The organism is Staphylococcus lloydii, from assembly GCF_015775975.1.
Classification (GTDB): Bacteria; Bacillota; Bacilli; order Staphylococcales; family Staphylococcaceae; genus Staphylococcus; species Staphylococcus lloydii.
Window position 1 is genome coordinate 2486518 of record NZ_CP064056.1, and the last position, 22093, is coordinate 2508610.

Annotated in this window: 30 protein-coding genes and 2 pseudogenes; 13 read left to right on the top strand and 19 right to left on the bottom strand. The window is 30.2% G+C overall.

Annotation, left to right across the window (positions count from 1 at the left end; genetic code table 11):
- The first annotated feature begins 17 nt into the window (after positions 1–17).
- The gene (locus ISP08_RS12350) at positions 18–677 is read left to right on the top strand and encodes an HAD family hydrolase (RefSeq protein ID WP_195718837.1); all 660 of its coding nucleotides are present in this window, start codon (positions 18–20) and stop codon (positions 675–677) included.
- Between the two features lie 21 nt (positions 678–698).
- Here the strand turns inward: ISP08_RS12350 and ISP08_RS12355 are convergent, their stop codons facing one another.
- Positions 699–1106 carry a YjdF family protein gene (locus ISP08_RS12355; RefSeq protein WP_195718838.1) on the bottom strand — a complete coding sequence of 136 codons (408 nt, stop codon included), beginning with the start codon at positions 1104–1106 and terminating at the stop codon, positions 699–701.
- A gap of 168 nt (positions 1107–1274) precedes the next feature.
- Positions 1275–1745 (bottom strand): MepB family protein, encoded by a 471-nt coding sequence (locus tag ISP08_RS12360; protein WP_195718839.1) that lies wholly within the window; start codon positions 1743–1745, stop codon positions 1275–1277.
- Positions 1746–2076: 331 nt separating this feature from the next.
- On the opposite strand from ISP08_RS12360, the gene ISP08_RS12365 reads away from it, so the two are divergent.
- The 8 genes from ISP08_RS12365 (at position 2077) to ISP08_RS12400 (ending at position 6502) form a co-directional block, all read left to right on the top strand.
- Positions 2077–2304, top strand: coding sequence for a hypothetical protein (locus tag ISP08_RS12365; protein ID WP_195718840.1), 228 nt, complete (start codon positions 2077–2079; stop codon positions 2302–2304).
- Positions 2305–2319: 15 nt separating this feature from the next.
- A complete protein-coding gene (locus tag ISP08_RS12370) occupies positions 2320–2484 on the top strand; it encodes a hypothetical protein (protein ID WP_195718841.1) in 165 nt (54 codons plus the stop codon).
- A 96-nt stretch (positions 2485–2580) separates the two neighbouring features.
- Positions 2581–3339 (top strand): alpha/beta hydrolase family protein, encoded by a 759-nt coding sequence (locus ISP08_RS12375; RefSeq protein ID WP_195718842.1) that lies wholly within the window; start codon positions 2581–2583, stop codon positions 3337–3339.
- Between the two features lie 159 nt (positions 3340–3498).
- On the top strand, positions 3499–3720 hold the full coding sequence (locus tag ISP08_RS12380) for a VraH family peptide resistance protein (protein WP_195718843.1): 222 nt from the start codon (positions 3499–3501) through the stop codon (positions 3718–3720).
- 326 nt (positions 3721–4046) lie between these two features.
- Positions 4047–4625: a Crp/Fnr family transcriptional regulator gene (locus ISP08_RS12385; RefSeq protein ID WP_195718844.1), complete on the top strand. Its 579-nt coding sequence runs from the start codon at positions 4047–4049 to the stop codon at positions 4623–4625.
- Between the two features lie 88 nt (positions 4626–4713).
- A complete protein-coding gene (locus tag ISP08_RS12390; RefSeq protein WP_195718845.1) occupies positions 4714–5661 on the top strand; it encodes an alpha/beta fold hydrolase in 948 nt (315 codons plus the stop codon).
- A gap of 129 nt (positions 5662–5790) precedes the next feature.
- On the top strand, positions 5791–6219 hold the full coding sequence (locus ISP08_RS12395; protein ID WP_196931165.1) for a type 1 glutamine amidotransferase domain-containing protein: 429 nt from the start codon (positions 5791–5793) through the stop codon (positions 6217–6219).
- 31 nt (positions 6220–6250) lie between these two features.
- Entirely contained in the window at positions 6251–6502 is a 252-nt protein-coding gene (locus ISP08_RS12400; RefSeq protein WP_196931166.1) for a hypothetical protein, read from the top strand.
- Between the two features lie 297 nt (positions 6503–6799).
- Here the strand turns inward: ISP08_RS12400 and ISP08_RS12405 are convergent, their stop codons facing one another.
- The 3 genes and pseudogenes from ISP08_RS12405 to ISP08_RS12420 form a co-directional block, all read right to left on the bottom strand.
- Complete coding sequence (locus ISP08_RS12405; RefSeq protein WP_195718846.1) at positions 6800–8233, bottom strand: alkaline phosphatase; 1434 nt, start codon at positions 8231–8233, stop codon at positions 6800–6802.
- A gap of 93 nt (positions 8234–8326) precedes the next feature.
- A pseudogene (locus ISP08_RS12410) lies at positions 8327–8572 on the bottom strand (DDE-type integrase/transposase/recombinase); the annotation flags it as partial.
- Positions 8573–8760: 188 nt separating this feature from the next.
- The gene (locus tag ISP08_RS12420) at positions 8761–9309 is read right to left on the bottom strand and encodes a GNAT family N-acetyltransferase (protein WP_195718847.1); all 549 of its coding nucleotides are present in this window, start codon (positions 9307–9309) and stop codon (positions 8761–8763) included.
- Positions 9310–9729: 420 nt separating this feature from the next.
- Between ISP08_RS12420 and ISP08_RS12425 the strand changes: the two are divergent.
- Positions 9730–10231: pseudogene (locus ISP08_RS12425) on the top strand (recombinase family protein).
- 13 nt (positions 10232–10244) lie between these two features.
- Positions 10245–10853 (top strand): hypothetical protein, encoded by a 609-nt coding sequence (locus tag ISP08_RS12430; RefSeq protein ID WP_195718848.1) that lies wholly within the window; start codon positions 10245–10247, stop codon positions 10851–10853.
- A gap of 234 nt (positions 10854–11087) precedes the next feature.
- On the opposite strand, the gene ISP08_RS12435 is transcribed toward ISP08_RS12430, so the two are convergent.
- The 6 genes from ISP08_RS12435 to ISP08_RS12460 all read right to left on the bottom strand — a co-directional run bounded on the left by ISP08_RS12435 (position 11088) and on the right by ISP08_RS12460 (position 14894).
- Complete coding sequence (locus tag ISP08_RS12435) at positions 11088–11942, bottom strand: DUF5677 domain-containing protein (RefSeq protein ID WP_195718849.1); 855 nt, start codon at positions 11940–11942, stop codon at positions 11088–11090.
- Between the two features lie 66 nt (positions 11943–12008).
- Positions 12009–12251 carry a hypothetical protein gene (locus ISP08_RS12440; RefSeq protein ID WP_195718850.1) on the bottom strand — a complete coding sequence of 81 codons (243 nt, stop codon included), beginning with the start codon at positions 12249–12251 and terminating at the stop codon, positions 12009–12011.
- 74 nt (positions 12252–12325) lie between these two features.
- The gene (locus ISP08_RS12445; RefSeq protein ID WP_195718851.1) at positions 12326–12976 is read right to left on the bottom strand and encodes a hypothetical protein; all 651 of its coding nucleotides are present in this window, start codon (positions 12974–12976) and stop codon (positions 12326–12328) included.
- A gap of 265 nt (positions 12977–13241) precedes the next feature.
- Positions 13242–13334 (bottom strand): type I toxin-antitoxin system Fst family toxin, encoded by a 93-nt coding sequence (locus ISP08_RS12450; protein ID WP_107579558.1) that lies wholly within the window; start codon positions 13332–13334, stop codon positions 13242–13244.
- Positions 13335–14036: 702 nt separating this feature from the next.
- A complete protein-coding gene (locus ISP08_RS12455; protein ID WP_196931168.1) occupies positions 14037–14537 on the bottom strand; it encodes a stage II sporulation protein M in 501 nt (166 codons plus the stop codon).
- Positions 14538–14714: 177 nt separating this feature from the next.
- A complete protein-coding gene (locus ISP08_RS12460; RefSeq protein ID WP_195718853.1) occupies positions 14715–14894 on the bottom strand; it encodes a hypothetical protein in 180 nt (59 codons plus the stop codon).
- A 554-nt stretch (positions 14895–15448) separates the two neighbouring features.
- Between ISP08_RS12460 and ISP08_RS12465 the strand changes: the two genes are divergently transcribed.
- Positions 15449–15664 carry a hypothetical protein gene (locus tag ISP08_RS12465; protein WP_195718854.1) on the top strand — a complete coding sequence of 72 codons (216 nt, stop codon included), beginning with the start codon at positions 15449–15451 and terminating at the stop codon, positions 15662–15664.
- 187 nt (positions 15665–15851) lie between these two features.
- Here the strand turns inward: ISP08_RS12465 and rpsR are convergent, their stop codons facing one another.
- The 3 genes from rpsR to rpsF form a co-directional block, all read right to left on the bottom strand.
- Entirely contained in the window at positions 15852–16094 is a 243-nt protein-coding gene (rpsR, locus tag ISP08_RS12470) for a 30S ribosomal protein S18 (RefSeq protein ID WP_048793676.1), read from the bottom strand.
- Positions 16095–16194: 100 nt separating this feature from the next.
- A complete protein-coding gene (ssb, locus tag ISP08_RS12475; RefSeq protein WP_048793677.1) occupies positions 16195–16707 on the bottom strand; it encodes a single-stranded DNA-binding protein in 513 nt (170 codons plus the stop codon).
- A 14-nt stretch (positions 16708–16721) separates the two neighbouring features.
- Positions 16722–17027: a 30S ribosomal protein S6 gene (rpsF, locus tag ISP08_RS12480; protein WP_048793678.1), complete on the bottom strand. Its 306-nt coding sequence runs from the start codon at positions 17025–17027 to the stop codon at positions 16722–16724.
- 327 nt (positions 17028–17354) lie between these two features.
- Here rpsF and ISP08_RS12485 point away from each other — a divergent pair, with 327 nt between their 5' ends.
- Positions 17355–18140, top strand: coding sequence for a GH25 family lysozyme (locus ISP08_RS12485; protein WP_195718855.1), 786 nt, complete (start codon positions 17355–17357; stop codon positions 18138–18140).
- Between the two features lie 40 nt (positions 18141–18180).
- On the opposite strand, the gene ISP08_RS12490 is transcribed toward ISP08_RS12485, so the two are convergent.
- The 5 genes from ISP08_RS12490 to ISP08_RS12510 form a co-directional block, all read right to left on the bottom strand.
- Complete coding sequence (locus ISP08_RS12490) at positions 18181–19023, bottom strand: hypothetical protein (RefSeq protein ID WP_195718856.1); 843 nt, start codon at positions 19021–19023, stop codon at positions 18181–18183.
- A gap of 12 nt (positions 19024–19035) precedes the next feature.
- Complete coding sequence (locus ISP08_RS12495; protein WP_195718857.1) at positions 19036–19362, bottom strand: hypothetical protein; 327 nt, start codon at positions 19360–19362, stop codon at positions 19036–19038.
- 208 nt (positions 19363–19570) lie between these two features.
- Positions 19571–20668, bottom strand: coding sequence for a redox-regulated ATPase YchF (gene ychF, locus ISP08_RS12500; protein ID WP_195718858.1), 1098 nt, complete (start codon positions 20666–20668; stop codon positions 19571–19573).
- Positions 20668–20883, bottom strand: coding sequence for a DUF951 domain-containing protein (locus tag ISP08_RS12505; RefSeq protein ID WP_048793683.1), 216 nt, complete (start codon positions 20881–20883; stop codon positions 20668–20670). Before ISP08_RS12505 ends, ychF begins: the two co-directional genes overlap by 1 nt.
- A 31-nt stretch (positions 20884–20914) precedes the next feature.
- Positions 20915–21790, bottom strand: a complete 876-nt coding sequence (locus ISP08_RS12510; protein WP_195718859.1) for a mechanosensitive ion channel family protein — start codon at positions 21788–21790, stop codon at positions 20915–20917.
- Positions 21791–22093 lie beyond the last annotated feature (303 nt).

Sequence of the window (22093 nt, forward strand, 5' to 3'; positions counted from 1 at the left end):
AAAAATTAGGAGGGCATATGATTAAAGCAATCATTTTCGATTTGGATCAAACGTTATTGAATAGGCAAGCATCTCTAGAGAGTTTTACTGACGCACAATATGACCGATACATTGATTATTTAACCCCTGTATCAAAAGCTGAATTTAAAAGTAAGTTTATGGATTTTGATAACAATGGATACGTGTGGAAAGATAAAGTTTATGCGGCGTTAATTGAATATTTTAATATTCGAGGGCTAACAAAGGATGAACTTTTAGAAGACTATATAACTACTTTTTGTGATTATTGTGTCCCTTTTCCATATTTATACGAAACATTAGACGAATTAACAGCAAATAATTATAAATTAGGGATAATCACGAATGGCAAGTTTCCTTTTCAACTGCATAATATCAATGCACTAAAACTGGATACATATATGGATACTATTTTAATATCAGAGCAAGAAAATATTAAAAAACCAAATCCCTTAATTTTTGAAAAAGCCGCAAAACAACTCGGTTTCGCAATGCATGAATGTTTATTTGTCGGTGATAACTTCGAAAACGATTATCAAGCTGCTAAAAATGCTGATATGCATGCAATATATAAAGCAAATCACCAAGCTATGCCAACTAGTAACATACCTTTTATAAATAATTTGGACGAATTAATATCCCAATTAAAAAACGTCTAGCAGAAATGCTAGACGCTTTTGTTATTTACCTTTATGTTTGGCTTTCGCTTTTTGACGCTTAAGCTTGCGTTTTCGAGCTATAAAGGCATCTTTTTTAGCCTTATTCAATTTTTTGCGCTGTTTCTTGTGCAGTTGTTGTTCTTCCTTAATCGCCAACTGCGCCTTAGTTATATCTTTGGGTGCTTTTTGCGCTTTAGCCACTTGTCTTTGTAAACGTTTAGGGTTAACTTTATTCTTCCTTACTTTAGTATTTACCGTCGTTTGCGTAGCATTTAGCAACGGCAACAACTTCTGATGAATAAAAATTAATATTTGTTCATCATCTGGTTCTGTACCGAAAGTATATTTAATAAATTTAGACTTCCCTTCTGTCTTATACTCAACAAGTGCAACGAAAAATTGGCCATTATGGAATATTGATAGCTCCATGATGTCGCCCTCCTCAAAAATTTATTCAGAAATGATGGACGACCTGAGGAGGAAGGTTACTGACAAAGTATACTTTGCATTGGGACTACCAACCCAATTGTGTTTTTACATTTCCATGTTTATCTTAACGAACTCTGCACCATAATTAAAGTCACTGGTGTATGAATATCAATCATCGTCAGACAAATCTTCAAAGTACTTGCTTTGCCATTTCTGTGTTGCTAAAGCAGTTTTGTTTAATTGTTGCTCCCAATCTGGATAAACACGCAAAGCCATCTTACCTTTATAATTTTGAGATTGTACTATACCTTTGTTGCGCAACATGTCTTTAGGAAATTTAAATTGTCCTTTATGATTGTTATCAATGACATTAATGACCAATATATCGGGAGATTCTTCATATTTAAATGGTACGTTTTTATTCTCTGGGTTTTTATGCCATATCGCCACAAAATACCCTGCTTTCTTCGGTGTTTTCTTAGCCAATCTGCTCTTATAATATTTACCGTTCATATAGAGATTCATAGCTTCATATTCTGTGTTCCATATTTCTATTTCAATTGCTTCATTTGGTATATAAGGGAACGTTTTTTTAAATAATGATAAAGATTTATATTTAGTTACATCGCTATTTGTCATCCGACTTTCTCCATTCTTAATCATATTTTAAGGCACAAAAGAGGAGGAAGGTTGCTGGCAAAGTATATTTTGAATTGGGACTGCCAACTTAATTTTTCACATTTCCCTGATTACCTTAACTAACTATACACTATAAATAAAGACACTGCTGTATGAATAACAATACTTTTTGGAGGCTTATTAAATGAGATTTTTTAATTAAATGATTGTTTAAATGCGATTAGGTTAATGTAAGAACAAAGTGATTACTTTTATAAAAGAACAATATGTTATTGTTATGATAATTAAAAGTTTTTGAACGTTTAACTTTTATTACTAAGGAGGCTCATATTTGGAAGATAATAATTTCCGAGGAAATAATAACAACAAAGCACCACTTGTGTCATCATTACCAATATTTATATTTTTCATAATAATGTCTATACATACTATAGTGACGAAAAATAATTTAATAGCAATCAGTTTATCAATATGTTCATTAATTATTTTTACTTCGCTGACTACTTTATTGCTTTATACATATATAATGCATAATAAGCAATTGAAAGATCATAAATAACTAAGGAGGTACACTATGAAATTTGTTTGTTTTAACACTATGACAGAAAAAGGTTTGAATAAAAAAGTGAATGAGTTTTTGGAAGAAAATCCTTATATTGAAATTATTAAATTTGATTACGAAGTTTCAACGAGCGGTTACGGTGTAGGTATATTATATGACGAGAAGAAACGCATTTAACCTCTAAGATGATGATTTTAAAGTTCTGTTTTATGTTCTGATGTATTTAAAAATATTGTTTCATAGCAGAACAATTATCATATTTCATAGATCGAGGTGATTAAACTGAAAACAATTTATTTTTTAGGCGGTTTAGGAAGTAATAAATTATTTACAAAAGACTTAGAAGCGAACCTTAAAAATATCGATTTAAAGCAAATCGATTTACCCGGCATAGGTGGAGAATACGATGTTGAAGTTAATAATATTTCAGACTTACTAGAATGGTTTGATAGTAAAATTGACATAAAAGAAGATTTTATTCTTATGGGGCATTCATTAGGGGCTGATATAGTATTACTATTGAAACACCATATATCATATATTAAAAAAATCATCTTATTAGACGGCGGTATTGTGAATTTAGATGATTTCGAATATAGTTTAAAAAATGAAATAGCAGACTTAATAAATTTTGTTGATTCTTCAGAATACAGCAGCTTAGATGAATATCTATTAAATGAAAAAGAAGATTATATGTTTTGGTCAAAAAATATAAAAAGAGCTAGCGTTGCAAAAATGATTTTTAATTTAAACAAACAAAAATATTGTCTATCAGTCAATATAGATGCAACTATTAATTTATTAAAATTAAGAAGACAACTCAAACGTAGTTATTTAAAAATGTTGAATAGTACAGATACATTAATTCTTTTACCTGAAAACCAATCTAAAGAAATCGAAGAGTATAAAATAAATATCATAGAAAATGAATGTAATTTAAATTATAAATTAGTAGAGAATTCAGGCCACGATATATACATCGATAATCCAGAAAAAGTTGGTGAAATCATAAGTGAATGGATTTATAAATAATTTTAAATCTCTTCATATTAATAATTTTTCAGTAACTTTTACTTTTTCAAGTAAATAATTTACTAGTTGCTAGCAATTATCAAACCTCTCAATGAAGCATGATAGCATTAAAATGGCACGTTTTAATTAATGACAATCACTTCATGAGGAGGTTCAACTTTGAAACTAAGAGAATTGTTTAGCAGAGATGACAACAATAAGGTAAAAGTTTTCATAAGAAATAAATACAATGAATTTTTAAATTTAGAAATGAACACTTATAACATTACTGTATTAGTAATTTCAATTATCCTTGTTAGCATCATAACTACACCATTTTTAGGCATACCATTAGGCATTCTAGTAGGTATGTACATTATCAAACGTAAAAATCGGAAATAAGCTAACACTTACATTTTATAGATAATGACAATGAAGCAAGTGAAACACAGCTTGCTTATACTGATTTACAGAATGAGTATAATGAATTAGGTTATAAACACGAAGATTTGAAAGAAGAATATGAAATACTTTCAAATAGGCTTGAGAATGCTAAAGAAGAATTGAACAAATTGCAAAACATGAGTATCTGGGAATTTAGGAAATGGAAGAAAAATTGAGTAATTGAAAGAACGTAAGAGAGGTTTTTTACAGAAGATGTTTGTGTAGTTCTGATAAAGGTCTATTATGTTAACTAAATAAATTAGGGTCTCAAAATGAGGGATAAGATGAGTTTCAAAGAAAAGAAAAAAATTATTAGTCACGCTATGAAAGATGTTGAAAATATTAATTCACAAGTTATTAATGAGATTACAAATATAGCAGAAGAAGTTTCATTTTCTAAAAACTCAGTTATATTAAATTTGGATGATAAGCTTGATTTTGTTTATCTTATTTTAAAAGGTCTGGCTCGAAGTTATTATATTGATATTAAAGGAAATGATATTACTAAACTTTTAATATCTGAAAATGACTACATGATGGGAGAATCATTATTTCAATCGAGTAGTTTTGAGGTTTTTGAAGCATTAGAAGATTTGCATTGTCTTCGTTTTAAAGGAAATGATTTTAAAAACATTTTACTTTCTTATAAAGAAACAGCAAAAGCTTATAGTGAGTTTTTAGAAAATATAATTATGTACAAAATGAAAAGAGAATATAATTTCCAGTGCCTAGATGCATCACAACGTTATTTAGATTTTAAAAAGAACTACTCACATTTAGAAGATCGAATCCCCCAATACATTATCTCTTCTTACCTTGGAATTACAAAAGAATCATTGAGTAGAATTCGGAAAGAACTCTAATCTATTATCAAATGTTAATGAGTCTTATATTTCTGATTGTTAATATATTCCTAACAAATATATTATAAAAATTCAATTGGAGGTAAATATGACAACTTATCAAAATCAACAAGCTTGGAAAGATTTTCAAACATTTTTACCTAAAGAACTTCATTTTACAAGTGATTATGAGCCAAATGAAGAAATATGGAATTGGAAAGAAAATAAAATCCATCTTGATACATTTCGTAATAAAAATGCAAAGGCAAAAATCATTTGTTTTCATGGAGTAGGTAGTAATGCTCGACAAATATCAATGATTTTTGCTGGACCAATGGCGAAAGAAGGATTCGAAACTATTTCAGTTGATATGCCGACATATGGAGTGACAAAGGTAAATCCTCAAATGACTATTTCTTATGATGATTGGGTACAGTGTGGCAGTGACCTAATTGATGCTGAACTAGAAAAAGACAACCGTCCGATATTTTTATATGGTCTTTCTGCAGGTGGAATGGAAACTTATCACGTGGCATCCAAAAATAAGAAAGTTAAAGGTATTATTGGTATGACATTTCTAGATCAACGTAAAAGTCAAGTTCGTTTAGAAACAACTAATAATGCATTTTGGGCTAAAATTGGAGTGCCACTTGCAGGTATACAAACCAAAATTGGATTAGGTAGAAGGAAAATGAAATTGAGCACCTCTTCAAAAATGTGGGCTTCAGTTAATAATAAACGTTGTTTGGATGTTTTGTTAAAAGATGAAACTTCTGCTGGTATTAGTGTAACAATGAAATTTATTCATAGTTATATGAATTATCAACCTGATATAGAGCCTAAAGATTTTAATATATGTCCGATTTTATTGACACAACCAGAAAAAGATAAATGGAGTCCACTACATTTAAGTGATTTAGTTTTAGATAATATTTCAAAAGTGAAAGTAAAAAAAGTTATATTACGGAACGGCTCTCATTTCCCTATTGAGAAAGAAGCGTTAGAGGATTTGCATGAAGCTAGTTTAAATTTTATCAAACGTGAATTAAAAATATAAAAACTATTTGAATAGTTTGTTTACTATAAATCTGGCTATGAAGATCTTAATTAGTGGTTTAACATATGTAAGAATCACAGGAAAGTGATATCACATAATTCTGTTAATGATAAAAGAAGGGATAAACTGATGAAAGTTCTTATACCGATTCCAAATACAGATTTTGATCCAACTGAAGTAGCCATTCCCTGGTCAATTCTAATAATGAACAATATCCAAGTTATTTTTGCTACACCAAATGGTAAAAATGGTAGAGCTGATAATAGAATGTTAACAGGAGAGGGATTGGGATCTTTAAAATGGGCCTTAATAGCTAGTAAAGACGCTATAAATACTTATAATGATATGTTACAAAATCGTCAATTTAATAATCCAATTAAATATGAAAATATTGATGTAACAATGTTTGATGGGCTTATTTTACCTGGAGGCCATGACTCTGGAATGAAAGATTATTTAGAGTCTACTGTTTTACAAGATAAAGTTCGTTCTTTTTTTGAAGAAAAAAAACCAGTTGGGGCAATTTGTCACGGATCAATCAATTATTTCAGATTATAAAACAACAGGGCTATTAAAGAGACAAGAGTTAATGGCTTATTACTTAACAAAGAATCGAGTCGGAGATTATTATCGAACCTATACACAAACAGTTCAAGATGAAGTTATTAATGCATTAACGAATAAAAAAAATTTCAAAAAAGGAAATATGGGATTACTAAGAGATTCTTATGAAAATCTAAATAGAGGATTTGTGGTTAAAGACCGTCATTATATTTCCTCTCGTTGGCCAGGAGATGCCTACTCTTTTTCATTAGAGTTTTTGAAAATGTTGAAAAAATAAAGTGTTTCAACATTTTTAATAAAACCGTTGTGCACCTCTCATTAAGTTGTGAGGTGTTTTTAATATACTTGGTTTAGATGTACCAAACTGTAAAATTATACTATTTTTTATTAGTATTTTGAAAAAGTTTAATGTAACTATTTTATTTAGGGTGTACCCATATTGATATTCATTTGCTTTTTAACAGATTTAATGAAATCGACTTTAAAAGCGAACAAAAACACTTTCCCTAATGATTACATTGTAATGTGAACTTAGAGAAAGTGTTTTATTTGTTTTCTTAGTTATGAAATTTAATTAAGATGATTGATCATTTTTGAAAAAATCAAAGATGTTTTTGGCATTATCTGTATTATCAATGTTACCTCGGAAGCGTTCACTACCTGGACCAAATGCATAAGTATTTACATCTTCACCAGTATGACCATTCGTTGTCCATCCAGTATTAGACTTATCGTTAATTGGTTTTTGTACTGCATCTTGAAGTTTTTGTAATTGATCTTCATATTTTTTGTCATCTTCATCGAGATCTTTTAATTTTTTAGCTTCTTTATTAATTTTATCAATTTGATTTTGTTTTATATCAAATCCATAACCATCTTTAATAACTTTTGCAGCGTCTTTACCACTAGCAATTTGCTTTGTCATATAAGAACCAGAATGTTTCATTGAGTGAATCGCATCTGGATTCCAAACATAATCTTTACCCTTAGCAATAGATAAACCACCTGTTGAATGGTCAGCAGTCGCAACGACTAGAGTATCTGGATTTTCTTTAGCGTATTGCATTGCATGGTCAAATGCTTTTTCAAAGCCTTGCATTTCAGACATTACGCCAGTAACATCATTAGGATGACCTGATTTATCAATTGAAGCACCCTCTACCATTAAGAAAAATCCTTTATCATTTTGTTTCAATTTATTAACAGCAGTATCTGTCATATCAACAAGTTTTGGATTTTGTTTTGGTGCATCAATTTGTAAAGGCATATCATTATCTGCAAATAAACCTAGTATTTGCTTGCTATTAGAATTTTGCATTTGTGATTTATTCTTCACAATGTCATAACCATCTTTTTTGAATTTATTTGTGAGGTTACCGTTCTCTTTTCCGAAATATTCAGCACCGCCACCAAGTAGTACATCCACTTTGTGTTGGCCATTTATTTTATCATTATAAAATTGTTTCGCAATTTCATCTTTTTTATCACGATCATCCACATGTGCCGCATAAGCTGCTGGTGTAGCATCCGTAAGTTCAGCAGTAGAAACAAGTCCAGTTGACTTACCATTTTCTTTGGCTTGTTCTAAAACAGTTTTAGTATCCTTTTTATTTCCATCAACACCAATCGCACCATTATATGTTTTATGACCAGAACTAAAAGCAGTTGCTCCTGCAGCTGAATCCGTTACATTTTCTTTATGATCATCTGGATTTGTACGTTGGTTACCTACTAAATAATCATCGAAGGCTGTTTTGTCCATTTCTTTTGTTTCGGGATTATCTGCAAAATAACGGTATGCAGAGTTATATGAAGGTCCCATACCATCGCCCACAAGGAAAATCACATTTTTAGGATTTTTAGTATTTCCCATATATGAAACTTCATCATTTTGATTTGAAGCTTGTCCTCCACCTGATGCATAAGTTGGTTGTGCACTCCCAAATACCGTACCCGCCACAATTGCACTTGCTACAGAAATAGTTGCTAACCTATTGAAGATTTTCATAAATTAATAACTCCTTTAATATGTATTATTATGCTACACATTAAGTTTAAAACACTAGTTTTGAATAAATATTGTAATATAGTTAATTTTCTGTAAATTAACTATATAATGGCAATTAGGATTAAGTTTAAATGCTTTAATTATTTTAGCCATTGCTACCTTCGTTGAAGGTGCTTGATCTGTAATCACCATTTGAAGTTTGCCAAACTGTTTAACGAGGCGTTTTATAAACGCATATGCTGAGTAATTATCTCGCTTTTTGCGTAACCAAATATCTAGTGTATGACCATCTGTATCAATAGCACGATACAAATAACACCATTTCCCTTTTATTTTGATAATGGAAGAAAATTACACAGCTTCTTATCCAGCTTTAGCTAGTATAAGTGTACAATTATCTTCTGCTATAGCATCCATTTATTTAATAATAGGTAATTATATAAATGATGTTGTTATATTTTTCTTAATGAGTGTGCAAGCTTGTTATCAATATATATTTTAAAATTCATAACAAGAGTGGCGAATATTTAAGATATTCGCCACTCTTCCCTTAGGATACCCATTTGTATAGCATCGTAATATTCCCCTCTAACTAACCTCCCCTTACGTATGCGTGATTCTTCTATCATTCCTATCTTACTAGCAATTTTCATCATTCTAATATTTCCAGACCATGTAGTTATACCTATTCTATTAGCATCAGTTTTAGCGAATAGATAATTAACCCATTCACTAAATATTTGAGAGCCTATACCCTTCTCCCACTCAGTACTTTTATATATAACGATACCACACTCTAACCATCTGGAGCTCATATCCTTCCAGTAAGCTGTTACCACACCAATAAATTCATTGTTATACTTTATAGCTAAAGGCGATAATACATTTTCATAAATTTTTTGGTTCTTAATATAATTTTCTTTGAATTCATTAAATGTATAGGCATCCTCTTCGATATAAGGGCCGTTCCATTTTTTTGCATTTTGTAATGGATCTATATATTTCCAATAATAGTATTCTTTCAAATCAGAAATGCTTAATTCTATTAAAAATAATTCATTATTTATTTTTTTCATTATTAACCCCCATTGATAAATTAGATGATAAATAAATAAAATTCATTTACTTTAATATGTAGTGTATGTTTATTGTGATTCAAAATATATCTGTTACCATCTTCACGAATTATCGCTAATTATACTAATATTTTTAAACCTTACAATTATTGTAAAAACGAATGTTTATTAAATATTCGTTTTTGACACAAATCCTCTTAACTAAATATCAAGGGGATTTGCTTGGATATTTAACTCTTTAAACTTGTGTTATAATCAATGTATCATAAATATTGAAAAATATGAGTTTTTAGACTATGAAAGACGTGTTTATTTGCATCGAGAATAAGTACCCGTAAAATGATTAGAAAAGGTGTTATTCAAATGGCTAAAATTGGTTATGCGCGTGTATCAACACAGGATTAAAGTCTTGATGGACAAATTGATACACTTGAGAAATATTGTTGTGAACGTATCTTTAGTGAGAAAGCAAGTGGGCGTAAAACTAAAAGAACAGAACTCGATAAGTGTTTGGATTATTAACGTGAAGGAAATGTCCTAGTTATTTATAAACTAGATCGTCTTGGACGTACAACAAAACAATTAATCTAGTTATCACAGTGGCTAGATGAAAACAACATTGATTTACATATTATAGATATGAATGTATCGACTAAAGATGCGATTGATAAGATGTTCTTTACAATGATGAGTGCATTTTCGGAACTTGAAACTAACTTATTAAGTGAGCGTACGAAGAAAGGTATAGAAGCAGCACGAGCAAGAGGGCGAAAAGGCGGAAGACCTTCATTGCCAGATTAAAAAAAGAGAAATCAAATTCTTATATGATGAACAAAAATTTACTGATGAAGAGATTACTGAACAAACAGGGGTAAGTCGTTCTACTGTATACCGTGTTATAAAAGAGAAAGAAAATTATTAGGAGTTAAAATTAGATGTATAAAGTCATTGATAAAAAAATAGATAGTATTATTGATAAATTAAGAAAAGTAATTACAAACGGTAGGCTCAACATTACAAGTGGTTGGTTTGCAATGATTTCTTTTATTGTTTGTATGATCTTTCCTTTAAGTATGTATTTTTTTGTATATCAATCAACAAGTATTGTTAAAACAAGTCTTACTATTATTGCACCATTATTAGTAAATATGATTATTATACCCATGTTTAAAATTTTTTCATTTTACCAAGAAGTTGATGAAAAGTGGTTGGAAGATAAAAATGATACTAGAGAAAAGAAATATTTTAAAGATAGGCAAATTATTTGGACTGAATCTATTCTCCTTGCGGTATCGTCTTTACCAATAGCGCTTTGGTATTTCTTTGTTGGATTTAGTCAAATTTCTCACAGTTATCCTAATATAGCCTTTTTAATCCTTCTTCTTTTATCAATGTTGGTTTTATTAATTTTACTGTATTATATGATAGCTTACTTATCTAAAATAGTTAATTATATTTATAAAGTAATTAAAACTTTAATATCAAAATCTTTTCAAATCGTAAAATCTTTAGTATCTAAATTATTACAAACACTTAAAAATTAAAAAACAGACACTAAGAAAGGTAATATTGCATTGAAAATTAACTTTTATGGAAAAAATTTATAAGAAAATAAGTTCAAGTTTATCATTATGATGCATTTAGTACAGAAGTTAATATATGTAAAGCTATAGAGTTAATGGAAGATACAAAATTCATAATAATTAATACACACTAATTACACTATTAAAGGTACTTGTAACTGCCTCTTGATTTTGTGTCATTAGGGTGTGCTCTAATTAGTCATTTGTAATTTGTTTATAATTCCATTTATTATTATAGTATTCTTCAAACTTTTGCTTATAACCAGACCACAATTCCTTTTTATTAGTAAAGTCACAGCATAATTCAATGAATCTAGATACAATATAATTTGTAAATGAAGATAATTCTATTTCGCTAGATAAAGAAGATTCTTGATAAAATCCCTCTATTTCTCTATTACTAATATAAAGATTTGTTGCAAGTATATAGATAGTTTTATTTTTTTCATTACCAATAGAATGAACATCTGATGAAAAACTTCTATATATATGTTGATAATAATAATCCATGTTTAAATACTTTGATAGCAATTCAATATTACCTATTTTTTTATTACTTGTACCTTTTTCCATGTACCATTTTTTTATATCGTTTACTTTATTTACTTTTATTTTTGAATTACTAAAAGTTTTTATGAACAATTTCTTTAAATTAGTCAACTTGCTTTCTAAATTTATTATATCTTGTTGACTAAAACCTCCATCTTTTGCATTTGACACTAATACTCTAACCTTTTCGTATTCATTATACGAAAAATATCTTTCTGCCCTTTTTCTTGATTCACTGTCTGTTTCTAATATATATTTTAAATAAAGTAATAACTCATATAGTTTCCTAGATAAAGTTCTAGCACTACTTATAGTCACACAATTATTTATGTCGATATAGTTAAGATAGAAAGTGTGGGCTATGTCATAAATAGCTAAAAAAAGATGATTTTCTTTGAGTTTTTGTATGTCCTGGCTATTATTTAAATCTTTTGTAATATAAATCTCTACTTCATTAATCACTTTAATTACATCTTCATCTTTAAAAAATAAATCTTCCACTTTTAACCAATCCTTTGTTTACATAATGCCTATTTTATAGATAGTTTAACTGTACATAATATACAGTTAAGAAAATTTACTTTCAATTTCAACTATCTTTTGTAAAATCTCCTTAATATCCTCTTTTGATAACTCATCTAAATTCTGTAACATGTATTTATTTGTTTGTTTTATATCTCCCCTTATACTTCTAATTGCCGCATTATAATAAACTTTTTCTGTATCACTCATATTCAAACTATATTTATTATTGCTCACATATTCATTTGCTTTATCTAATTCTTCGATGTAACGACTCAAAATGTCCATTTTATCTACTCCTTTTTGTAATCTCAATTCAATATATAGCTTACTATAATCTTTGAATTGTAGATTTCACTAATTTAATCTATTAAATCTTTACTTGAAGCTTCTAATAAGTTATTAAAGTTTTTATATTCCTTATATGTTTTTTCTATTTCACTTTGAGATTCAATTGGAAGCCTTGTGTCTGCAATAATTATATTACAAATTACTTCTGTATCACCAAACCATTTGCTATAATTAATTGCCTCGTTCAAATAACTTATTTTCTCATTAACTCTTTCTAACGATTGCAAACTTAAATTCACATGATTATTGTTTAAATTATCTTTAATTATTTCTAAATAATGTGTTAGTTCAACTTCTAAGTCACGAATTTGGTATTTATTAGCTATTGCGCCTACTATAAATGCTTTTTTATTCTCTGTTTCAAAATTCATATTATAATTTGAAAACAATATATTATATTTTTCTTGAGTAGCAACATTCCCTTCCTTTCTAAATATAGATGCCCATTGTTGAATACTCATTCTCTCTTTATGTGTAGCTAAATCAATCATTTTTAAAGTTTTTATATTCCTTTTTTTCTCATCTTGTTCTAACCTTTCATCAGTTCTTTTAATATTGGCAAAAGTTAATAAAAATGCTAGTAGAGTAACTATTGCTCCAAATAACTCAACACCGTGGTCGTACAAAAAACTATGTTCTGTAACTTGTGATCCTATAATCATTTAAACTTCTCCTATAATTGATTATTTTTTCTTTCCATTTAAAAAAGTATAAATTTGATCATCTGTAAAATTTGTAGAAAATATATATAACATAACAAACCTCAACATATCTACATAAACGTATTTCAAAATCACTATTTTGCATTTCTAAGCACTATGATGTTATAATACATTTAACGAAAAAGATTAGCAATAATACACCGATTCCCTCACTATGTCCTTAGTGAAGGGATTTTTATGGTGTTGGCTATTGTCGCCTGTTTAATTATTTATCGCGCTTACTAAGCCAATAAGTAAAATACGCGATGGCACAGCCACTGATGACTGGCGCAACGATGTGAACGAAAAAGATTAACAAAATAATACACCTCCTCTCTACGTCAAATTGACGCCTGAGAGATAGGCGACGTTACTGTTATACCATCTGTATCTTTTGAAATATATCCACTTCCGATAAGTTGAATTATGTAATATGGTATGTAATTCAACTTATTTTTTAAATCACGATTAGTGGCTAATTATTTGCTACTTGCCATTGTTAGCTTATCTATTAAATATAAATTTAAGATAGATTGTTTAATTATTAAAAATGTGTGTTTTTTAAGCTTCGTGTGTACCTCATCAACTTACCTTTATCCTTATCATTTTCTCTATGTAATTTAAAATTTATTTTCGCAAAAAAACAATACATAGTATGTAAATTAAAGTGTGAGTAATAATTGTTACAACTGATAATAAATACAAATCCGAAAAAAATATCGTAAATAGCGTTGTTATAAGAAATACGCCTATCAAAATCCGAAAGTACAACCTTATTTTAATATTACATCTGAATAGTCGTTTATGAATTCTTTTTTGTTGTTGGCAAATAAATTCGTTATATAAATTACTTTCTCTATCAATATATTCAATATTTTCTATTTGATAATTGTACATAAATTGATAGACCTTTTCTTCTCTAGTATGACTCTCAACTAAATTTTTTTCACTACTAACTTTTAAAAAATCTTTGGTGAAAGCAGAAACTAAACTTTTCCTTTCAAATATAAAATTATTATGGTCAGCATACAATATAAAATGATTTAATGCTATCCTTTTTAAATATATCACTAATCTTAATTCTTATTGATTTATTGAATTGATACAGTGCACTAGCAAATATACAAAATCCTAATATCTCTAATGTAGTATGAGGTAATATAGGTACGATAATAATTATAGCTTTATAAACATTAATTTTTATTGCAATACCCATTACAATTCCTGGTAATATTGAACTATATATTAAATTAAATAAATATAAAAACTGAATTGGTATTAATGAAAGTATAAACATCTGTAACGGAACCACAATTCCGTTATTCACAATATACTCAAAAACTCTTTCTAGTCCCGAAGAGCTCTTAACAGATCCAGGTATACCGTTATCTATACTTTTAATGACTTCTTTCATATTTATATCAATACTATATGTAATTGCAACAGTTAAAATCATTATACCTATACTAAACAAGAATATTTTTAATGTTCTTGAAATGAAACCTTTTTCAATAGTCAACATAGACTTCTCCTGGTAATTTAAAGTAGAGCACTATCATTTATATATCCGTAACTATTAAACTCACTCTACCGTTTAGAGATGGTAAGTTATCTGATTGTTTTGGAATTCTACAAGCTACTTCTTTCTAGCATTTGCAAATTTAATCTAAATATTCCATTAAAGCTAATTAAACTTATCTTATTTTTGTTTAGAATTTTTAGTCGCTTTCTTAAAAAACATATCATAAATAAAAGATAATCCAGCTAATATAAAACCTAACGTTAGCAAACCATTTAAATTATTATTTTCATAAATATTTATTAAACCTAAATTCCCAAGCTTACTCCAATATTTATTTAAACTAATATTTAAATCCATATAATCTAACACCGTTGCTACTAAGAAAATAATCAAAATAATAATAATAACATCTTTAATTGCTTTGAAAAATTTATCTTTAATATTTACACCTCCATAATTCTTATGTTTAACATCATTGCTTTATTAACGGTTATCTCTCTTAAAAAACCTTTTATAAAAAGACAGAAGAATGTCATTATAAATGCAAATATAAAAGCTGAAAGTAATGTTCGAAAGAAAATATCATTTTCACCAAAAATTAATTCAAACAAAAATAGAAAACAGAAATAGGTTAAAAAGAAATAAACAAAATTCAATAAGTGTTTCCAAATTGTTTTCATAAATTTTCTCCTTTTCAACAAGCTTTATAACAATTGTTCCATTATGTAAATTTTAACATAAAAAAATACCCCATAATACTTCTACTAATAGGTAATCATTAAACTAAGTATATTTTAATTTCAAATCAACCAACGGCTCCTCATCTTCATCCCATTCACCTATTTCAATTACATAATGTTGTTAAAAATAAATTATGTTTATGATATTCTAATATAAAAAAGGAGACTTTTATGAGTTTACCAGTTGCTATTATAGTTGGAATCATTGCTATACCTATTTACGCTTATTTTTGGGCAGCAATATTTCGTTGGGATAATAATAGAAAAGCTAAAGGTAACAAATTAAAATTAATGAGAAAAAGCACTTTCTATTCAATTTTTATTGTACAAGCTATTGGTGCCGCAATATGTGTAATCCTTGCTATTTACATAAGCTATTTTAAATAGAGAGGTGATGATTCATTATTTCATCTTGTGATGTCGCATTTCACGATCCTCTTTAATTTTTATACTTCAACATTTTTTATCCCCAAATCCTCTCAAATTCTCGCACTTTGCTAACTTTCCAACATCAAACCCACAAAAATAACCCCGTAGGCCTAAGCCTACGGGGTTTGTACAGATACAATATCTATTATTGTTCTTCTTTAACATATGGTAATAATGCCATATGACGAGAACGTTTGATAGCGATTGTCAACATACGTTGATATTTAGCTGAAGTACCTGTTACACGACGAGGTAAAATTTTACCACGTTCAGAAATAAAACGTTTTAATAATTCTGTGTCTTTATAGTCGATGTGTGTAATTCCGTTTGCTGTAAAGTAACAAACTTTTTTACGACGACGTCCGCCTCTTCTTGGTCCACCTGCCATGGTTAACTGCCTCCTTCAAATTAGATTTTTTATAATACGTTCATTGATTGTATTGTTTATCCTAACTCTCTCAAAATAGTGTTTAACTATGCACTAATAATTAGAATGGTAAGTCATCATCACTAATATCAATAGGGCCGTTCGCATTAGCGAATGGGTTGTCTGATTGATTATTGTTTGATGAATTGTTGTTATTACGTGACGTGTTTTGTCCAGATTGTTGACCACCAAAGCTTTGACCGTAATCTTGGAAGTCGTTGCCTCCAGATTGGTTTTGGCGTTGGTTGTTTTGGTTTTTAGGTTCAAGGAATTGAACGCTATCACAAACAACTTCTGTAACAAAAATACGACGTCCTTCTTGGTTTTCATAGCTACGTGATTGTAAGCGACCGTCAACGCCAGCTAAACTACCTTTTGATAAGTAGTTATTAACATTTTCTGCTTGTTTTCTAAAAACGACGCAGTTAATGAAATCAGCTTCGCGTTCCCCTTGCGCATTGGTAAACGTACGATTCACCGCTAAGGTAAACGTCGCAACGCTCACGCCTGAGGGTGTTGTTCTGTATTCTGGATCCTTAGTTAAACGACCTACTAAAACAACTCTGTTTATCATTTAAGCGCCCCCAATTATTTTCTTGTCTTATCTTCGTCTTCACGGATAACGATGTAACGGATGATATCATCGTTAATTTTAGCTAAACGTTGGAACTCGTCAGTAGCTTCGTTATCTTCTGTTTGAATACGAACGATGTTGTAGTAACCTTCAGTGAAATCATTGATTTCATATGCAAGGCGACGTTTACCCCAGTCTTTAGCTTCAAGTACTTCTGAACCTCTTGAAGCTAAAATGCCGTTGAAACGTTCAACAACTGCTTTTTTAGCATCTTCTTCGATATTCGGACGAACGATATACATAACTTCATATGTTCTCATTTATCTTTGCACCTCCTTGTGGACTATACGGCCTATTAAGAATCAATAGGCAAGGAATAATTTTCATTACTCACAATCAAGAATTATAGCATAACCTTTTACATTTTACAATGCGTTTACCGTTCTTGAATTGTTAAAACTGGCTCATTTACGTAGCCTCATAATTAAATAATTCCATTAATTAAAAACATTTAAAATGCTTTGTTGAGCAATTTAAATATTTTAATAAGTAAAGTTGATAAAAGTCTTTAATTATTTTAGCATAGGTTCTAATTAAAATTAAAATTATTAAAATACATAAATCTTAGTGGATTAAAGGAGACATATATGGTTTCGTTAATGAAAAAAGGCATTGTAGCAACGTGTGCGTTAGCAAGTACAGCGTTAGTATCTTATTCGGCAAATGCTGCTGAACAACCAAATGCTCAAAAAGGGACAATGGGTTATGGTTATAAACAATATTTAGAAAAACATCCAGATAAAAATAATCAAAGTAAAGTACAAACTGAAGCAGGGACAACGCAACAAGGCAACCGCGTTTTAGATATTTCAGAATGGCAAGGCGACTTGACTGCGGATCAAGTTAAAAAGTTAAAAGACAACTATGATTTTATTATTATTCGTGCACAATATGGTTCTGAAAATATTGATACTTCACTCGAACATAATTCTGAGTTGTTGGATAAATACGATTTACCATTTGGTGTTTATTCTTACAGCATGTATGAAAACCCTGATGATGCAAGATATGAAGCACAAACTTTACATAACAGAGCACCAAAAGCAAGCTTTTATATCAATGACTTTGAACAAAATTCAGTAACTTCTGGCAGCATCGACGATAGTACAAATGCTTGGTACGACGAAATGAAAGGCCTCGCAGGTAATAAAAAGGTTTTACTTTATTCTTACCAAAACTTTATGGAAGAGAATTTAACTAACACTGTTAGTACTTATGATGGTTTCTGGTTAGCTAACTATAATGAAACACAACCTTCACGAAAATATGCATTATGGCAATATACTGATCAATATCATTCACCTGAGTTAGATCAAGATGTTGATGCTAACTATACAAGTCCAGACAAAGATACAAGCTGGTTTATTTCATAATAACTATCAAAGACCAAGTCTACTAAGGCTTGGTCTTTTTTTACATATATCGATCTATAAATAGATTAATGTGCTTTTCTTCAAGCTCTTCAACTTGTTGCTCTTCCGCTTCGACATCTATAAACCATTGGCTTTCCACCCATATTTGATAATGTAAGACTTCATGTAACAATATACGGCATATATTGAGTTCGGCGTCATAACGTCCCAATTCTCCTAATAAGTATTGGAAATCTTTTGCCGTTACTTTTATCAGCGCCTTATCAAAAGGTGAATGTGGTGCACTAAATTGACCTGCAAAATCATAGTCGGTTGTTGAAATTTTAATATCGACCGGCATGGGAAAATCAAATTGTTCTTTTATATATTGTGTACAAAGCTTTAACGTCTTTTTTAAACTTTTATCTACTTGGCGTGTGTAGCTGATCGTTATTGCACTTTCTGTTGGTTTGTAGTTCAAAAAATAATATTGATACATCATCATTTGTTGTAAAAATGCTATCGTTTGTTCATCTCTATCAAACTGTACAATTTCACCATAGTTTTGTTGTCGTCGATCTGCAATATAAAAAATGGCTAACTCCCGACAAATATCATATAAAACCGTTAATACTACGTTGTCATCGGCAGTAATGCTTTTCGAGTAATAACTTTCCGGGAGTCGGTAGTCTTCAATATCGTTAAGTGAATATAATATTTTGTGACTATCCTCGAAAACGATTGTGTCTTCAACGCAATCATTCACATAAAGTGTGTCCTTTGTGAAGGTTACTAAAACGGGCTTAGTCGTTATGTAATAGTCTTTTAACCAACTGTGAAATGAACGCAACATCGTTTCTATCTGCTGCGTTATATTATCGTACTTAAAAATTACTGGATTCATTTTAACGCTTCCTTATCTTTTCTTTTTATTAGATCCTTTCGTCTTTTTACCACCTTTATGTTTTTTACTCGGTGTATGCTTTTTAGTATTATTACTTCTCGGGTTAGATTTACCTTTCCACTTACTACCTTTTCGCGCCTTATTTTTCATTTCGCCACCTTGTTTACGTTTGCCACGCGCATCGGCGGTGTTAGACAATGGATTGTACTCATTTATTTGTTGTACATTTGCGCTTTTTATATATTGATGATCTTCGTTGGCGAAGTATCCAACTGCTGACAATGTTAAAACCAAAGTTAATATGCTTGCGATAGTTTTGTTGCGTAATTTTCTATACATATTATGCTCCCTTCTTTTTTATAGGGATTATTATATATAGAAACTAAGTGCCTCAACGTATCGCTTTATAACTGTTAGCGCCTTTAATATTAGGAACTAAAATTGAGTTAAGGCAAACAACATTTATTTTTACTGCTCACATTACTTTATTTACAACATAAAAAAACACTCCCTTATTTTAAGGAAGTGTTCAACAAACTTTATAATATTACACGTTAAATCTAAAGTGAACGACGTCTCCGTCTTTCATGATATATTCTTTACCTTCTAAACGTTGTTTACCAGCTTCTTTAGCACCGTGCTCACCATTGTGTTCTACGTAATCATCATAAGATGTTACCTCTGCACGTATAAAACCACGTTCAAAGTCAGTGTGAATAATACCAGCACATTGTGGGGCAGTCATACCTTTTGTAAATGTCCAAGCACGCACTTCTTCGACACCAGCTGTAAAGTATGTTGCTAAGCCTAATAAATCATATGTTGTACGGATTAAACGGTTTAGACCTGGTTCTTCAATACCTAAATCTTCTAAGAACATTGCCTTATCGTCTTCATCTAAGACAGCAATTTCTTCTTCGATTTTAGCACTTATCACGATAACTTCTGAATCTTCTTTTTCGGCATATTCACGAATCGCTTTTACTTTATCATTTTCGTCATCGTTGATTTCATCTTCACCGACGTTAGCGATGTATAACATATCTTTAGAAGTTAATAGTTGCGCTTGGTTTACAAATTTTTGATCTTCATCATTAAACTCGATACTGCGCACTGGTTTACCTTCTTCTAATGCTTCTTTAATTGTTGTTAAGATACGTACTTCGTTGACCGCATCTTTATCTTTTTGTCGTGCCATTTTTTCTACCTTAGGCAAACGTTTTTCTACAGATTCTAAGTCTGCTAATACAAGTTCCATATTGATAACTTCGATGTCTTCAATAGGATTAACGCGACCAGATACGTGTGTTACGTTGTCATCGTCAAACGCACGCACTACTTGGCAAATTGCGTCTACTTCACGAATATGTGAAAGGAATTTATTACCTAGACCTTCCCCTTTAGAAGCACCCTTTACGATACCCGCTATATCTGTAAACTCGAATGTAGTTGGGATGGTCTTTTTCGGTTGAACCATATCTGTTAAGACATTTAATCTGCTATCTGGTACTTCAACAATACCTACGTTAGGATCGATTGTCGCGAATGGATAGTTTGCTGCTAGCGCACCTGCTTTTGTAATTGCATTAAAAAGTGTAGACTTCCCTACGTTCGGTAAACCTACGATACCTGCTGTTAAAGCCATTAGTTATTCTCCTTATCTTCCGCTACTTGATTAGATACAAGTACTTTTTTTAATTTTTTATTGAATGTCTGTCTTGGAATCATAATACTGCGCTGACAATTTTCACATTTTATACGGATGTCTGCGCCCATACGAATAATTTTAAAACGATTTGTGCCACATGCATGTTGTTTTTTCATCTCTACAATATCATTAAGGTTGTACTGTGATGTCATTCTTTACACCTCCACCATGAGCTACAATGAATTACTGATTATTAGCATCGTTTTGTACCATAGTTGGCTGCGGTACCTCAATGCCTTTTACGTTAAAGAAATGTTGAATCTCTCTGCGTAATATACGTGCACCCGATGCACCTTCACCTGGAATTGTCTCGGCAGAAATACGTAAAATAAGTTCATCTCTTGTGAATGAATCAACACCTATAAATTCTGGCGTAGTAATAAATAAATAATATTTTGAACGCATAGCAGTGAATAATTCTTTTAACTGTTCTTCTACTTTATCAACATTTTCACTAACTGCAATAGGTATTGCTACGATTGCTGCACCATTAGTTACTGAGTAGTTAGTGATTTCGCCCATGCTACCATTAGGTAAGACAGTCAACTCACCACTTATAGTATTAACGCGTGTTGATCTTAATCCAATTGATTTAACGGTACCTTCTGCTACTGTAGTACCACCACTATTTATTTTAACATAGTCACCTACATCAAATTGATTTTCAAAGATAATAAAGAATCCTGTAATGATATCTTTCACGACAGTTTGAGCACCAAAACCAACTGCTAAACCGACTACGCCTGCGCTGGCAATTATGCCTTCAACTTTAATACCTAATCTGCTAAGAATCGTTGTTACAACGATAAACCAAACGACATACGTCACGACGTTTTGCACGAGAGAAACCAATGTTTGTGAACGCTTCTTGTTAGCTTTTCTGCCTTTATTTTGAACTTTGAAGAATTGTTCAATAACTTTGTTGGCAATGCGTATTACGATGAACGCGACGATGATGTATACGATAATCATAATTAGATTTGATAAGAGCGCCTGATAAGTTTCGGGTTTCGTTAAAGGTTCGATAAGTGAACCTAGAATTGATTTTAATTGATTCAACAATATATCCTCCTCGTTGCTAATCTAAAAGTTCATTATACATTGTTATTTTTTTATACAACTCCAACCTAAGCTTTAAATATACAATTTAACACTTCGAATTGTAGCCTACGCAATATCTATATCTGAACATACTCGCCTATTATAGCAATAATTCACATCACGATAAAGCAAATTATTTTGTACTTATTATCTAAATGAACACATGAAAACCTCCCTCAAATAAGATGGTATTTGAAAGAGGTTTAGCAAGATAAAGTTATTAAATTTTCATAAGCACTATATTCACAAAAAATATTAAAT

Coding starts and splice junctions, on each gene's coding strand:
- ISP08_RS12350 (WP_195718837.1), top strand. CDS start 18: ATGATTAAAGCAATCATTTTCGATTTGGATCAAACGTTATTGAATAGG.
- ISP08_RS12355 (WP_195718838.1), bottom strand. CDS start 1,106: ATGGAGCTATCAATATTCCATAATGGCCAATTTTTCGTTGCACTTGTT.
- ISP08_RS12360 (WP_195718839.1), bottom strand. CDS start 1,745: ATGACAAATAGCGATGTAACTAAATATAAATCTTTATCATTATTTAAA.
- ISP08_RS12370 (WP_195718841.1), top strand. CDS start 2,320: ATGAAATTTGTTTGTTTTAACACTATGACAGAAAAAGGTTTGAATAAA.
- ISP08_RS12385 (WP_195718844.1), top strand. CDS start 4,047: ATGAGTTTCAAAGAAAAGAAAAAAATTATTAGTCACGCTATGAAAGAT.
- ISP08_RS12390 (WP_195718845.1), top strand. CDS start 4,714: ATGACAACTTATCAAAATCAACAAGCTTGGAAAGATTTTCAAACATTT.
- ISP08_RS12395 (WP_196931165.1), top strand. CDS start 5,791: ATGAAAGTTCTTATACCGATTCCAAATACAGATTTTGATCCAACTGAA.
- ISP08_RS12400 (WP_196931166.1), top strand. CDS start 6,251: ATGGCTTATTACTTAACAAAGAATCGAGTCGGAGATTATTATCGAACC.
- ISP08_RS12405 (WP_195718846.1), bottom strand. CDS start 8,233: ATGAAAATCTTCAATAGGTTAGCAACTATTTCTGTAGCAAGTGCAATT.
- ISP08_RS12420 (WP_195718847.1), bottom strand. CDS start 9,309: ATGAAAAAAATAAATAATGAATTATTTTTAATAGAATTAAGCATTTCT.
- ISP08_RS12430 (WP_195718848.1), top strand. CDS start 10,245: ATGTATAAAGTCATTGATAAAAAAATAGATAGTATTATTGATAAATTA.
- ISP08_RS12440 (WP_195718850.1), bottom strand. CDS start 12,251: ATGGACATTTTGAGTCGTTACATCGAAGAATTAGATAAAGCAAATGAA.
- ISP08_RS12445 (WP_195718851.1), bottom strand. CDS start 12,976: ATGATTATAGGATCACAAGTTACAGAACATAGTTTTTTGTACGACCAC.
- ISP08_RS12455 (WP_196931168.1), bottom strand. CDS start 14,537: ATGTTGACTATTGAAAAAGGTTTCATTTCAAGAACATTAAAAATATTC.
- ISP08_RS12460 (WP_195718853.1), bottom strand. CDS start 14,894: ATGGATTTAAATATTAGTTTAAATAAATATTGGAGTAAGCTTGGGAAT.
- ISP08_RS12465 (WP_195718854.1), top strand. CDS start 15,449: ATGAGTTTACCAGTTGCTATTATAGTTGGAATCATTGCTATACCTATT.
- rpsR (WP_048793676.1), bottom strand. CDS start 16,094: ATGGCAGGTGGACCAAGAAGAGGCGGACGTCGTCGTAAAAAAGTTTGT.
- ssb (WP_048793677.1), bottom strand. CDS start 16,707: ATGATAAACAGAGTTGTTTTAGTAGGTCGTTTAACTAAGGATCCAGAA.
- rpsF (WP_048793678.1), bottom strand. CDS start 17,027: ATGAGAACATATGAAGTTATGTATATCGTTCGTCCGAATATCGAAGAA.
- ISP08_RS12485 (WP_195718855.1), top strand. CDS start 17,355: ATGGTTTCGTTAATGAAAAAAGGCATTGTAGCAACGTGTGCGTTAGCA.
- ISP08_RS12490 (WP_195718856.1), bottom strand. CDS start 19,023: ATGAATCCAGTAATTTTTAAGTACGATAATATAACGCAGCAGATAGAA.
- ISP08_RS12495 (WP_195718857.1), bottom strand. CDS start 19,362: ATGTATAGAAAATTACGCAACAAAACTATCGCAAGCATATTAACTTTG.
- ychF (WP_195718858.1), bottom strand. CDS start 20,668: ATGGCTTTAACAGCAGGTATCGTAGGTTTACCGAACGTAGGGAAGTCT.
- ISP08_RS12505 (WP_048793683.1), bottom strand. CDS start 20,883: ATGACATCACAGTACAACCTTAATGATATTGTAGAGATGAAAAAACAA.